Genomic DNA, 14,562 nt, shown 5'->3' with positions numbered 1-14,562 from the left:
GCCTTCATCGGCCCGTGTTTTTTTGCTGTTTGAGAACTAATTGTGATATGTACTAAATTTTCATTGACTCACCGTTTTGTCCCGTTTTACTGGAAAGTTTTATCATACTTAAAAGTAAAGTTTCTGGGCAGGGCTGCATACAATGAAACAGAAACTTTGTATTTTTATATTTTTATTATAAAAATGCACATGAGACAAATGCCCAGCATAAGATAACACGAAGAAGAACAAGGAGGCCTGCCGGAATGTCTGAATACAGGGAAATTATTACGAAAGCGGTAGTTGCGAAAGGAAGAAAATTCACCCAATGCACCAACACGATCTCACCTGGAGAAAAACCGTCAAGTATATTGGGCGGCTGGATTATCAACCACAAGTACGATGCCGAAAAGATCGGGAAGACTGTAGAAATTGAAGGGTATTATGATATAAACGTCTGGTACTCTTACGCTGATAATACAAAAACGGAAGTTGTAACCGAGAGAGTAAAGTATGTCGATGTGATTAAACTCAGATACAGAGACACAAATTACTTAGATGACGAACACGAAGTCATTGCCAAAGTGCTGCAGCAGCCGAATTGTCTTGAAGTCACCATTTCTCCTAACGGAAATAAAATCGTGGTTCAGGCAGAGAGAGAATTTTTAGCAGAAGTGGTCGGTGAAACGAAAGTCGTCGTCGAAGTCAATCCTGACTGGGAAGAAGACGATGATGATGATTGGGAAGACGATCTTGATGAAGAATTAGAGGACATTAACCCTGAGTTTTTAGTCGGAGATCCTGAAGAATAAGTTGAGGCTAGGGGAGTTTAACACCCCAAGTCTCTTTTTTATATATAAAGATATCACTCTTTTGTTTATGTTATAATGGGATTCGGATAAGAGAAGATACATAGTGAGGGATTAAATGATGGCTAGTTACACGCCTATGATACAGCAATACTTGAAGATAAAGGCAGAGCACCAAGATGCCTTTTTATTTTTTCGGCTTGGTGACTTTTATGAAATGTTTTTTGAAGATGCAAAAAAAGCGTCGCAAGAGCTTGAAATTACACTGACAAGCAGAGACGGAGGTTCGGCTGATAAAATTCCGATGTGCGGCGTGCCGTATCATTCCGCGGCGGCTTATATTGAACAGCTGATTAAAAAGGGCTATAAAGTGGCGATCTGTGAGCAGACGGAAGATCCGAAGGCGGCTAAAGGCGTTGTGAAAAGGGAAGTCGTCCAGCTGATCACACCGGGAACCGTGATGGATGGAAAAGGCATCCACGAGTCGGAAAACAACTTTATCGCTTCCGTTTCCGAATTCCGTGACGGATACGGTCTCGCTTTATCGGACTTAACGACCGGAGAAAACCTGGCTGTATTTATTGAGCGGATTGAAGATGTCATGTCAGAAATTTACTCAGTCGGCGCAAAGGAAATTGTCGTATCAAGCAAGTTTAACGAACATACAGCTGCTCAGCTGAAAGAACGGTGCGGCGCCACGATTTCTATCGAAGACGGGGAAATAACAGAACGCATTGAAATCGCAAAGCACTTGCCGGGCGAAGAGCTGACAGAGACGTTTATGCGTTTATATACGTATTTGCAGAAAACGCAAAAACGGAGCCTGGATCACCTGCAGCCGGTTCAAGTATATGAATTGGAAGAAGCAATGAAAATTGACCTGTATTCAAAACGGAATCTTGAGCTGACGGAAACGATCCGTTCGAAAAGCAAAAAAGGGTCATTGCTCTGGCTTTTAGACGAGACGAAAACAGCGATGGGCGGCCGGCTTCTCAAACAATGGATTGACCGCCCGCTGATCAGGGCATCCCAAATCGAAGAACGCCAGGAAATGGTCGAGACGCTGATCAATCATCTGTTTGAGCGTGAAGATCTGCGAGAGCGCCTGAAGGAAGTATACGATTTAGAACGTCTGGCGGGCCGGGTCGCATTCGGAAACGTCAACGCAAGGGATTTAATCCAGCTGAAAGAATCTTTAAAACAAGTGCCGAGCATCAAAGAGCTTGTAGGGTCCCTTAACCATAAAAAAGCAAAAGAACGCGCCGGCTTGATTGATCCGTGCGGAGATTTGCTTGACCTGTTAGAAGAAGCCCTTCATGAAAACCCGCCGTTATCGTTAAAAGAAGGCAATTTAATTAAAGACGGCTATCATCAGAAGCTCGATGAGTACCGTGACGCCAGCAAAAACGGTAAAGACTGGATTGCCAGACTGGAGCAGCAGGAACGCGCTTATACGGGCATCCGTTCATTAAAGGTCGGTTTCAATAAAGTGTTCGGCTATTATATTGAAGTCACAAAAGCAAATCTTCATCTGCTTGAAGACGGACGGTATGAGCGGAAGCAGACCCTCACAAACGCCGAACGGTACATTACGCCGGAATTGAAGGAAAAAGAAGCGCTTATTTTAGAAGCGGAAAACAACATCTGCGAGCTGGAATATGAGCTTTTTGCCGGACTGCGTGAAAAGGTGAAACAATTTATTCCGCGTCTGCAGCGTCTTGCCAAACAAATGAGTGAGCTGGACGCACTGCAATGTTTTGCTACGATCAGTGAAAACAGGCATTACACAAAGCCCGTCTTTTCTGATAATGAAGTAAAAGTCATTGAAGGGAGACACCCCGTCGTTGAAAAGGTGATGGACAGTCAAGAATACGTCCCGAACAACTGCCTGATGGGCGATTCGCGGGAAATGCTCCTGATTACGGGTCCGAATATGTCAGGTAAAAGCACGTATATGAGACAGATCGCACTTCTATCGATCATGGCCCAGATCGGCTGTTTTGTGCCCGCAAAAGAAGCGGTTCTGCCGATTTTTGATCAAATCTTCACGAGAATCGGGGCAGCGGATGATTTGATTTCCGGACAAAGCACCTTTATGGTGGAAATGCTGGAAGCGAAAAACGCGATTGTGAACGCCACAAAAGACAGCCTGATCCTGTTTGATGAAATCGGCCGCGGGACATCAACGTACGACGGAATGGCGCTGGCACAGGCGATTATTGAATATGTCCATGATCATATCGGCGCTAAAACACTGTTCAGCACGCATTATCATGAGCTGACGGTGCTTGAAGATAAGCTTCCTCAGCTGAAAAACGTTCATGTGCGCGCAGAGGAATATAACGGAACGGTCGTGTTTCTCCATCAAATCAAAGAAGGAGCCGCAGATAAAAGTTACGGCATTCATGTCGCCCAGCTTGCAGAGCTCCCGGACGATCTGATCAGCCGCGCGCAGGAGATTTTGAAACAGCTTGAGCAGATGGGAGATAAACCGGAGCTTCCGGCGGCACCTGAGAAAAAGCCCGCCGTCAAAGAAGAACCGGCACAGCTGTCCTTTTTTGCTGACGGTGAAAAAGAACAGAAGGCACCGGCTGTTTCTAATAAAGAAAAACAAGTGCTTGAAGCCTTTAAGTCAATCAATATTCTCGATATGACGCCGCTTGAAGCGATGAATGAAATGTACAAGCTGCAAAAAAAATTAAAATAGAAAGAGGTGACGGACTTGGCAAAAGTCATCCAGCTGTCAGATGAACTTTCAAATAAAATAGCGGCCGGCGAGGTGGTCGAACGGCCTGCCTCAGTCGTTAAAGAATTGGTGGAAAACGCCATCGACGCAAACAGCACAGTCATTGAAATCGACATAGAGGAAGCGGGGCTTTCGTCGATTCGGGTGCTCGATAACGGCGAAGGGATGGAAACCGATGATTGCAAGCGGGCTTTCCGCCGCCACGCGACCAGTAAAATCAAAGATGAAAACGACCTGTTCCGGGTGAGAACCCTCGGTTTCCGCGGAGAAGCTTTGCCAAGTATCGCGTCTGTTTCTCATCTGGAAATCAAAACGAGCATCGGCGAGGGAGCGGGAACCCATCTCATTCTTCAGGGCGGGAATATCATTTCTGAACAGAAATCCTCCAGCAGAAAAGGAACGGAGATTATCGTTACCAATCTGTTTTTCAATACACCCGCCAGATTGAAATATATGAAAACCGTGCATACGGAGCTCGGCAATATTACGGATGTTGTCAACCGGATCGCTCTTGCGCATCCGGAAGTATCCATCCGTCTCCGCCATCAGGGGAAAAATCTGCTGCAGACAAACGGTAACGGGGACGTGCGCCATGTGCTGGCCGCAATTTACGGGACGGCGGTTGCGAAAAAAATGATACCGCTCCATGTCAGCTCGCTTGATTTTGAAGTCAAGGGCTACATTGCGCTTCCGGAAATCACGCGTGCATCCAGAAACTACATGTCATCTGTCATTAACGGAAGATACATTAAGAATTTCCCGCTTGTAAAAGCGGTGCATGAGGGCTATCACACACTTCTGCCGATCGGCCGCCATCCGATTACGTTTATCGAAATTACGATGGACCCGATTTTGGTTGATGTCAATGTCCATCCGTCGAAGCTTGAAGTCCGCCTCAGCAAAGAGACGGAGCTGCATGAGTTGATCCGTGACGGGATAAAGGAAGTTTTTCAAAAGCAGCGGCTTATTCCGAGCGCCCAGCTCCCGAAAAAATCAGCTCCGGCACCGGCCAAAAATGAACAGCAATTTATGACATTCGAGGAAAGTGCGCCTGAGCGGAAACTTCCTGAAAAAACGCCGGAGCCGTCTTACTCACCAATGAAGCTGAGTTCGGTCGTAAAAGAGCCTGAGCCGGTAATAATAGAAGAAGAAATCCTCCCGAATGAAGCGGATCACGGAGTGCCGCCGGAGCTCGGTATGCCGGTAACGGAAGCGCCTGTTTCCGATACTCCGGAACCGGAAGCTGTCTCTGAAAAAATACGGGAAGAAAGAGTTCCGGTGATGTATCCGATCGGCCAAATGCACGGGACATATATTTTAGCCCAAAACGAAAACGGCTTGTATATCATTGACCAGCATGCGGCACAAGAACGGATTAAATACGAATATTTCCGGGAGAAAGTCGGGCAGGTCGAGCCTGAAGTGCAGGATATGATCGTGCCGCTCACCTTTCATTACGCGGCAAATGAAGCGCTGATCATTGACCAGCATCAGCATGAGCTTGAAAGCGTCGGAGTATTTTTAGAAGCATTCGGCACGAACAGCTACATCGTCCGCTGCCATCCTGCCTGGTTTCCAAAAGGGGAAGAAGCTGAACTGATTGAAGAAATCATTCAGCAGGTGCTTGACGCCAAACAGATCGATATTAAAAAACTGCGGGAGGAAGCGGCCATTATGATGAGCTGCAAAGGCTCAATCAAAGCGAACCGGCATTTGCGAAACGACGAAATCAAAGCGCTCTTGGACGACCTGCGCCGAACGACAGACCCGTTCACATGCCCGCACGGCCGGCCGATCATTATCCACCACAGTACGTATGAGATGGAGAAGATGTTTAAGCGTGTGATGTAATAACAACGTTTATGTGAGACTAAACCGTTATTTGCCCACAAGCAGCCTTACTAGTTTGAATGACCCGGCCTTTCAGAGATAACTTTTGAGTTATTTAATTTCTGGCATAATTGTTGCATCGGTATGCCGTCAATCATGAAAATGATTTGTTTAACATCCAACTGCTTTTCTGTCATATAAAAATTGTTTTTGGAGAGTATTTGGGGTTGGCGATGTAGTATCCTGTGTTTGGTGTAACCGTCTATATCGTCCATTGACTGCATTAATAGTGAAATAATTGGAGAAAACGGTTCTTGAAAAATCTCATGTTATTTGTGAAGAATTTAAATAAAATTGGAATTTGGCGGGTTATACTATCCGCAAGTTAGTCAAGGGGGACTAGTAATTAGCCCCCCTTACATTTAGTTCTTCCTGCGGTATTTTCTATTTTTGATCAAACTGAAAACCACTAAGAGAACCACACCGACAGCAACAATATAAAATGAAATTTCTGCTGCTGCGGTATTAATATTCTTAAGAACAAGGATAAACCCTATTAAAACTATAGGAATGATGTAAGTTAGAATTCTTATAGCTTTTGGGCTCGGTTCAGCATTACTTTTATCTTCCATAGTTACCTCCGATCTTAACACGTTAGAAAATAATCACTTTAAAGCTTAACACAGGATAAATTTGTTAAACACCAACAATAGCCCCGTTTAAATGAAAAGCCTAAGAGTTTTAGTAATCCACCAAGCGGCTGTTGGGTTGCCAGTTCTTTTAGAGCACCGCATAGCACGCATCTTCAACTGTACCAGTAAAATTGTCGATCGTATTAAGAATTATTTCAAAACGCCGATTCCACCCATAGCAGCTTTAACTTTAGCAGGTATTGCATCCCAATCTGCTCTTAGTGCTTTTGCATCCCAGGGCAATTTACCTTGAGCGGTAAACTCCGACCCATATAACATAGTCTATTTGTCTAATGTTTAATATTTACTTTTTACACTTAATGATTTTATGTTAGTTTTGTTTACACAGTAAAAAGCTGCGCGGCACTTTCGTGAATTGTTGCAGCTAGGGCTGATTTGAAAAGAGTGTAAATCACGCCGTACTTTTCTAAGTTCAATTATGTTAATGTCCATATAACGTTGAATTCGGTGTAAGAACTAAGGTATTCTGATATATTTCGAGAGCCCGTGTGGTTTAGTTATCTTGAAGAAAAGGATTAAAATAATAATCTTGATTGCGGATCATTTCTAAAAACTGATTATCCCCTTCGGCAATTGCTTTTCAAAACAAAAGCTCAATTTGTTTTCTTTTTATCTGAAACCCATATTCATCCTTCATTTTCTGAATAAAATTCCCTAAAGAATTCATCTAAATTAATATTCTAATTTCCTTATATATCAGCATAGCAATTTGTAAAAAAGGTCCAGACTGGTGCTTTTGGCGGGAGCAGAAAGTTTTTTTAACTTTACCGGAAAATCCATGGAAAAACGTGGTGTCATCTGGTAAAGTGGTTACAGTCGGCTGGGCGGCGGCAGCAGTCTGCCCGGATCTTTTAAATGGGAATGGTGACAATGGATCATACATATGAAGTGCATCAAATTAAAACTTATCACCAGATGTGGTCCAACTATTGTTATATTATCGCAGACCGCTCGAAAAAATCTGCGATAGCGGTGGACCCGTCCTGGGAAATCGATAAAATAACCGATAAACTGCATGAATTGGATGTTGATTTATCAGCTATTTTATTAACACATTCGCATTATGACCATGTAAACTTGGCGGAGCCGCTTCAGCAAATCTATCATTCTGATATATACATGTCGTCGGCGGAAATCGATTTCTATCAATTCCGGTGCAGAAACTTAATAGCGCTTGAAGACGGCCAAACCTTTGCGGCCGGAGGGTTTATCATCAGAAGTATATTGACCCCGGGACATACGGCCGGGGGAATGTGCTATTTGCTATCTGATCATCTTTTTACCGGTGACACCGTGTTTACAGAAGGGTGCGGTATATGTGAGGACAGGGGCAGCTCAGCTGAAGATATGTTTCACAGTATACAGAGGATCAAAGCCTCCATTCCGCCGCATGTGCGTGTGTATCCGGGGCACTCCTTCGGGGAGAAGCCGGGTCAAAAAATGGAGAGTCTTTTGAAAAACAATATTTACTTTCAGATTGAAAAAAAAGAACATTTTGTGAATTTCCGCAACAGAAAAAATCAAAAAGGGCTGTTTCATTTTAAGTAATGTGTAATTTAGTTCTATCTAACTAGCTTTTCTTTTGAGGTAAGGAACTTCTGAAATGAAATGGTAGTTATTACTAGATTTCTGGTGATGAATGGCTGAGTAACGGGAGTTTGCGGAAGAGAACGCCGGGCAGGCTGGATGGGACATTCTGCTTACGCCTATTCCGAAAGCCCTGAGTCCGCCTTCCGACAGGGAAAAATAGGCATTATTCAGGAGTTCGCATAGGATAAATTAACTTGACATGGTATTTTTGTGAAGTTACTATCAACTTGAACATGCTTCTTATCTGAATCCGAGAAAGGATGGCTGAGAAAATGATCACATACTTATTCCCCGGACAAGGTTCTCAAAAGCAGGGAATGGGGAGCTCATTGTTTGATGAATTTAAAGACTTAACGGAGCAGGCTGATGAAACACTCGGATATTCCATGAAACGGCTTTGTCTTGAGAATCCGTATTCCAACCTTCACAAGACGCAGTTCACCCAGCCTGCTTTATATGTTGTAAACGCGTTAAGCTATTTGAAAAAAATCCAAGACAATGACATAAAGCCGGATTATGTGGCCGGCCACAGTTTGGGAGAATATAATGCGCTGTTTGCAGCAGGTGCTTTTGATTTTATTACCGGTCTGCAGCTTGTCCGTAAAAGAGGCGAATTAATGAGTATGGCCACTGACGGAAAAATGGCCGCTGTTATGGGGTTAACTGCAGATCAAGTGTCAGACGCCCTTCAAACGCACGGATTACATACGATTGATATTGCCAATATGAATTCTCCTCACCAAGTTGTCATATCCGGACGCAAAGAAGACATTGAAAGAGCCAAAAGCGTATTCGAAGGATTAAAAGACGTTACGATGTTTCATCCGTTAAACGTAAGCGGCGCTTTTCACTCGAGATATATGAGTGAAGCAAAACAAGAGTTCGAAAAATTTTTACAGTCATTTCATTTTTCTGCTATATCAATTCCTGTCATTTCTAATGTGCATGCCAGACCTTATGAGCAAGACGGAATCCACTCCGTTCTGGCCGATCAGATCGACCATTCAGTGCGATGGAACGACAGCATCCGCTATCTGCTGGACAAAGGGCGGATGGAATTTGAAGAAGTCGGCCCGGGCCATGTGCTGACAGGACTTATTCACCGCATCAAAAAAGAAACTGAAGCTTCACCCGCCATGTAGCGGAACGCAAGTCAAAATTCTTATCTCACACAATAGTGCCAGCCATACAACATCACGACCACTTCACCTGCACACGACATCACGAAACACTCACAAATCAATATTTTAAAAAAATAAGCAGCAAAAAGGAGAACAAATGAACCAGCCAATTGTTTTCATGTTTTCTGGACAGGGTTCCCAATACTATCAAATGGGGAAAGAGCTGTTTGCACATAACGCCGCTTTTCGGCAGAAAATGCTTGACTTGGACGATTTTGCAGTCAGCCGTTTCGGTTACTCTGTCCTAAAAGAGATGTATCATACAGGCAATCGTCTGTCTGATCCATTTGACCGCCTTCTTTTCAGCCATCCTGCCATTTTCATGGCTGAGTACGCACTTGCATATGCTTTGGAGCAAAGAGGCATACGTCCCGATTATGTGATCGGAGCAAGCCTCGGAGAGTATGCAGCGGCCGCTGTGTCGGGCGTGCTGAGCGCCGAGGATGCTTTAGATTGCGTGCTGGAACAGGCCCGAATCGTTACGGAAACTTGCCGTAACGGCAGTATGCTTGCGATACTGGGTGATCCGGCTTTATATCAAGATGATCCGCTGCTCGGCGAACATAGTGAATTGGCATCTGTAAACTATCATTCTCACTTTGTCATCTCGGGAGAGCGGGAACATATCAAAAAGATCATGGACGATCTGAGAGAAAAGCAGATTCCTCATCAGCTATTGCCGGTATCTTACGGGTTTCACTCAGCGCTGGTTGATCAGGCGGAACAGCCGTACAAGCGCTTTTTAGCTCAGAAATCAATCCGGACTCCGTTTATACCGTACATCTCCAGTGCGACCGGAGAGGCTGAGACCGATATACAAGCGGACTTTTTCTGGGATATCGTAAGAAAGCCGATTCGATTCCGCGAAGCGCTTCAATTCGCAGACAGCCGCCAAAAAGGGTTGTATATTGATGCCGGGCCTTCCGGAACATTGGCCGCATTTGCCAAACAGATTCTTCCTGCAGGATCGGCTGAACGCATCCGTGCCATTATGACGCCGTTTCATAAAGAACAAACACATTTGCAGCAAATAGAAGACAGCATTTTATCACCGCCCGGAAGGAGACTGTAAGATGATCAGCTTTGTTTTTCCAGGCCAAGGCTCGCAAAAAGTAGGGATGGGAGAGGACCTGTTCGGCCGCTATCCTGAATTAACCGCAAAGGCCGATCACATTCTCGGATATTCCATTCAGGAGCTGTGCCGGGACGGAGAACGTCTCAATCAGACTCAATTCACTCAGCCGGCGCTCTATGTCGTCAATGCCCTCAGTTATTTGAAAAAAACAGAAGAGACCGGCTTGAAACCGGATTTTACCGCCGGACACAGTTTGGGCGAATATAACGCGTTATACGCTTCGGGCGCCTTTGATTTTGAAGAAGGCTTACAGCTGGTCAAAAAAAGGGGCGAACTGATGAGCCGCGCAAAAGGAGGCGGCATGGCAGCGGTGATCGGCCTGACTCATGAGCAGGTGACGGATGTTTTAAGAGAAAATCACTTGGATATGATTGATATCGCCAACATGAACACACCGCAGCAAATTGTCATTTCCGGATATAAAGAAGATATTGAAAAAGCCGCATCCGTTTTTGAAGCCGTAAACGGCGTAAAAATGGTTCACCGCTTAAATGTCAGCGGCGCCTTTCATTCCAGATACATGCTGGAAGCAAAGGAAGAGTTTTCACGGTTTATTGAATCTTTCCATTTTAAGCCGCTGTCCATCCCGGTCATTTCAAATGTGACGGCAAGACCATATGAGCAGAGAGAGCTGAAAGAGACACTCACCGGACAAATAACGGGATCGGTGAACTGGACAGACAGCATCCGTTTTTTAATGGGAAGAAAGAACATGAGCTTTGAGGAAATCGGTCCCGGAAAAGTGCTGACGGGGCTGATTCAAAGAATTACGGCTGAAGCGGAGCCGATAACAGATGAAATCAAAGTCCCGGCCGAGGCTGGAAAAAGCTCAATTACAGCGGCGTCTTTAGGAAATGAAGAGTTTAAGCGTGATTATCAATTGAAATACGCCTACTTGGCCGGCGGCATGTACCGCGGAATTTCTTCGAAGGAAATGGTCGTCAAACTGGCCGTAAAAGGAATGATGGGCTTTTTCGGAACGGGCGGTTTGAACATCGCGCACGTCGAGGACGCCATTTTGTCAATTCAGCATGAGCTTCGTGACGGCGGTTCCTTCGGCATAAATATTGTACATAACATGAAGCATACAGATTCAGAAGAAAAAATGATTGATCTTTTATTGAAGCATGGGGTTCAGAACTTGGAAGCATCAGCGTTTTTAACGGTTACTCCCGCTTTAGTAAGGTTTCGCGCTAAGGGGTTAAAACGCGGTGCCGGCGGACAAGTAATAGCGCGTCAGCGGATTATCGCCAAGCTGTCCCGTCCGGAAGTAGCGGAAGCGTTTCTCAGCCCGGCGCCTGATCACATTCTGCAGAAACTTGCAGCCGAAAACAAAATTACCGCTGAAGAAGCAAGTCTGATGAGAGAAATACCCGTTGCGCATGACATCTGCGTAGAGGCTGATTCAGGCGGCCACACTGACGGCGGAGTTGCTTACAGTCTCATGCCGGCGATCATCCGTTTACGAGATGACATGATGAAAAAATACCGATACGGCAAACCCGTCCGCATCGGAGCCGCAGGGGGAATCGGAACGCCCGAGGCTGCCATGGCCGCATTTATGCTCGGCGCTGATTTTATTGTGACCGGATCTATTAACCAATGCACCGTTGAGGCAGCGACGAGCGGCCTCGTAAAGGACCTCCTGCAGCAGATGAATGTACAGGACACGGCCTACGCGCCGGCCGGCGATATGTTTGAATCAGGCAGCAAGGTGCAGGTATTAAAGAAAGGGCTGTTCTTTCCGACCCGCGCCTCTAAGCTGCATGAACTGTATCAGCGTCACCGCTCAATTGAAGAAATTGATGAAAAGACACTCAGACAAATAGAAGAGAAGTATTTTAAGGCAAGTGTAAGCAGTATTTATGACAAAGTGAAGGCTCATTATTCGAATGAAGACATTTCAAAAGCCGAACGGAATCCGAAACAGAAAATGGCGCTCATATTCAAATGGTATTTCAGGCAAAGTTCTGCTTCGGCGATTAAAGGAGACCCGGATGCCAAGGTAGACTTCCAGATTCATTGCGGCCCGGCATTAGGCGCCTTCAATCAATGGGTGAAAGGTACGGAGCTGGAGTCCTGGAAAAACCGCCATGCCGATGGTATCGGCATGCGGCTTATGGAAGAGACGGCCTCGCTTTTGAATCAGAAGTTAGGTTCATTTTTGCAAACGTGTTGACAAGACGAAATGATAGATTGAAAACATGGAATATTCATAAAAGATGAAACAGGGAGGAACTGACAATGAGTAAAGAAAGAATCTTTGAATTGCTGCAGAACACAATCTACGAGGTTTTGCCTGATTTAGAAGGCGAACAGCTTTCACAGGAAGACCGGTTAGTTGATCTGGGGGCGGACTCAGTAGACCGCGCCGAAATTATCACGATGATGCTTGAAGAATTATCACTGCAGATCCCGCGTGTTGAGCTGACGGGAGTGTCAAACATCGGCGAATTGGCGGAAAAGCTTTATGAAAAGGTACAGGCTGTCTGATAAAGCGGTGAAACAATCGGAAACTCAAAATTCATATTGGAGGCGAAGTTCATGGCGGCTGCCGGAATAGAAGCGATAAATGTGTTTGGCGGGACGGCATACCTTGATGTCATGCAGCTGGCGGAGTACAGAAACTTAGACCCTGCCAGATTTGAGAATTTACTGATGAAAGAAAAAGCGGTGGCGCTTCCGTACGAAGACCCCGTTACATTCGGCGTTAACGCGGCAAAGCCGATTATCGACCGATTGACAGAGGCTGAAAAAGACAGAATCGAGCTGCTGATTACCTGCTCGGAGTCCGGCATCGACTTCGGAAAATCACTCAGTACATATATTCATGATCACTTAGGCCTCAACCGGAACTGCCGTTTATTTGAACTGAAGCAAGCCTGTTATTCAGGAACGGCGGGCTTGCAGATGGCGCTTAATTTTATTTTGTCGCAGACATCCCCCGGAGCGAAGGCGCTTGTCGTCGCGACGGATATTTCCCGGTTTTTAATTGCCGAAGGCGGCGATGCGTTAAGCGAGGATTGGTCTTACGCAGAACCGAGCGCCGGAGCGGGTGCCGTCGCCTTATTGATCGGTGAAAATCCCATCGTATTTCAGGCGGATGCGGGCGCCAACGGCTATTACGGCTATGAGGTGATGGATACATGCCGTCCGATCCCGGACAGTGAAGCCGGTGATGCCGATTTGTCATTGATGTCATACCTCGATTGCTGTGAACAGACATTTCGCGAGTACAAAAACCGTGTGCCGGGCGCTGACTACAAAGAGACGTTTCACTATCTTGCCTTCCATACACCGTTTGGCGGCATGGTCAAAGGGGCCCACCGGACGATGATGCGCAAGCTTGCAAAAGCGAAAAACGCTGAAATCGAACAGGATTTTCAAACCAGAGTAGAGCCGGGGCTCCGCTACTGCCAAAGAGTCGGAAACATTATGGGAGCAGCCTCTTTACTGGCTCTTGCAAGCACGATTGACCAAGGGGCATTCGACACTTCTAAGCGGATCGGCTGTTTCTCCTACGGCTCCGGATGCTGTTCAGAATTTTACAGCGGCGTTGTGACGCCTGAAGGGCAAGCGCGGCAGCATTCTTTCAAAATAGAAGAGCACCTGAACAACAGGTACAGGCTGTCCATGGAAGAATATGAAGAACTGTTTAAAGGCAGCGGTTTGGTGAAGTTTGGAACCCGGAATGTCAAATTGGATGTGAATATGATTCCGAACATTTTAGACCATCATACCGGAAGCCCTCGTTTGTATTTGGAAGAAATCACGGAATTTCATCGGAAATACAGGTGGATCCCGTGACCTATGAAACGATAAACGTCCGTTTTCAGCAAAATGTCTGCTTCATCACCTTTGATCGGCCTGAAGCCAACAATACGATTAATGAGCGTTTAGTGGAGGAATGCCTGCATGTTCTTTCTGAATGTGAAGACTCCGTGACCTCCGTAGTGCTTGAAGGGCAGCCGGAGGTATTTTGTTTCGGGGCGGATTTTGATGAGATGTACCGGAAAATGAGGCAGGGAATGCAGCATGCGGAATCGCAGGAGCCGCTTTACCGTTTGTGGCTGGCATTAAAATCCGGGCCGTACATCACAATTGCCCGCGTCCGCGGAAAAGTAAATGCGGGAGGTGTCGGTTTTGCCGCCGCCTGCGATATCGTCATTGCAGAGGAGAATGCTTCGTTCAGTTTATCTGAACTGTTATTCGGACTTTATCCAGCCTGCGTTCTGCCGTTTTTAATTCAAAGAATCGGATTTCAAAAGGCGCATTATATGACGATCATGACAAAGCCCGTGCCGGCACGCCAGGCGCTTGAATGGGGACTTTGTGACGTATGCGTCCCGGACTCAGCAACAGAGCTGAGAAAGCATTTGCTGCGCCTCCGCCCGCTGTCGAAAAAAGCAGTCATCCGCTATAAAAAATACATGGATTCCTTAAACGACCTTGTTCATCGTTCGAAATCCATTGCTTTAGCCGAAAATCAAGCGATGTTTTCAGATCCGGATAACCAATCAGCCATCTTCCGTTATGCAGAAACGGGGCGGCTTCCTTGGGAAACGGAGAACAGTTAGGA

The 14,562-nt window shown here is 45.8% G+C and carries 11 protein-coding genes; 10 read left to right on the top strand and 1 reads right to left on the bottom strand.

Annotated elements, in window-relative coordinates; all coding sequences use genetic code 11:
* Positions 1 to 245: 245 nt before the first annotated feature.
* The 3 genes from cotE (at position 246) to mutL (ending at position 5,385) form a co-directional block, all read left to right on the top strand.
* On the top strand, positions 246 to 791 hold the full coding sequence (gene cotE / locus OTK50_RS00870; RefSeq protein ID WP_003154111.1) for an outer spore coat protein CotE: 546 nt from the start codon (positions 246 to 248) through the stop codon (positions 789 to 791).
* A 118-nt stretch (positions 792 to 909) separates the two neighbouring features.
* Entirely contained in the window at positions 910 to 3,495 is a 2,586-nt protein-coding gene (mutS, locus tag OTK50_RS00865; protein ID WP_105937709.1) for a DNA mismatch repair protein MutS, read from the top strand.
* A 15-nt stretch (positions 3,496 to 3,510) separates the two neighbouring features.
* Positions 3,511 to 5,385 (top strand): DNA mismatch repair endonuclease MutL, encoded by a 1,875-nt coding sequence (gene mutL, locus OTK50_RS00860; RefSeq protein WP_224224275.1) that lies wholly within the window; start codon positions 3,511 to 3,513, stop codon positions 5,383 to 5,385.
* Between the two features lie 401 nt (positions 5,386 to 5,786).
* Here mutL and OTK50_RS00855 read toward each other — a convergent pair whose 3' ends face one another.
* Positions 5,787 to 5,996, bottom strand: coding sequence for a hypothetical protein (locus OTK50_RS00855; protein WP_224224276.1), 210 nt, complete (start codon positions 5,994 to 5,996; stop codon positions 5,787 to 5,789).
* A 951-nt stretch (positions 5,997 to 6,947) separates the two neighbouring features.
* Between OTK50_RS00855 and OTK50_RS00850 the strand changes: the two genes are divergently transcribed.
* The 7 genes from OTK50_RS00850 to OTK50_RS00820 all read left to right on the top strand — a co-directional run bounded on the left by OTK50_RS00850 (position 6,948) and on the right by OTK50_RS00820 (position 14,560).
* Positions 6,948 to 7,625: an MBL fold metallo-hydrolase gene (locus tag OTK50_RS00850; protein WP_003154103.1), complete on the top strand. Its 678-nt coding sequence runs from the start codon at positions 6,948 to 6,950 to the stop codon at positions 7,623 to 7,625.
* Between the two features lie 314 nt (positions 7,626 to 7,939).
* Positions 7,940 to 8,809, top strand: a complete 870-nt coding sequence (gene fabD, locus OTK50_RS00845) for an ACP S-malonyltransferase (RefSeq protein ID WP_038458064.1) — start codon at positions 7,940 to 7,942, stop codon at positions 8,807 to 8,809.
* A gap of 136 nt (positions 8,810 to 8,945) precedes the next feature.
* Positions 8,946 to 9,920 (top strand): acyltransferase domain-containing protein, encoded by a 975-nt coding sequence (locus tag OTK50_RS00840; RefSeq protein WP_012117590.1) that lies wholly within the window; start codon positions 8,946 to 8,948, stop codon positions 9,918 to 9,920.
* A gap of 1 nt (position 9,921) precedes the next feature.
* Positions 9,922 to 12,162, top strand: a complete 2,241-nt coding sequence (gene fabD, locus OTK50_RS00835; protein WP_224224277.1) for an ACP S-malonyltransferase — start codon at positions 9,922 to 9,924, stop codon at positions 12,160 to 12,162.
* A gap of 65 nt (positions 12,163 to 12,227) precedes the next feature.
* Positions 12,228 to 12,476: an acyl carrier protein gene (locus OTK50_RS00830; RefSeq protein ID WP_012117592.1), complete on the top strand. Its 249-nt coding sequence runs from the start codon at positions 12,228 to 12,230 to the stop codon at positions 12,474 to 12,476.
* Positions 12,477 to 12,527: 51 nt separating this feature from the next.
* Entirely contained in the window at positions 12,528 to 13,790 is a 1,263-nt protein-coding gene (locus OTK50_RS00825) for a hydroxymethylglutaryl-CoA synthase family protein (protein ID WP_224224278.1), read from the top strand.
* On the top strand, positions 13,787 to 14,560 hold the full coding sequence (locus OTK50_RS00820; protein ID WP_039063120.1) for an enoyl-CoA hydratase/isomerase: 774 nt from the start codon (positions 13,787 to 13,789) through the stop codon (positions 14,558 to 14,560). Before OTK50_RS00825 ends, OTK50_RS00820 begins: the two co-directional genes overlap by 4 nt.
* Positions 14,561 to 14,562: the final 2 nt, after the last annotated feature.

It is taken from the genome of Bacillus sp. NEAU-CP5 (genome assembly GCF_026420705.1).
GTDB classification, from domain to species: Bacteria; Bacillota; Bacilli; order Bacillales; family Bacillaceae; genus Bacillus; species Bacillus velezensis.
This window is presented reverse-complemented; position numbering and strand designations above follow the sequence as displayed.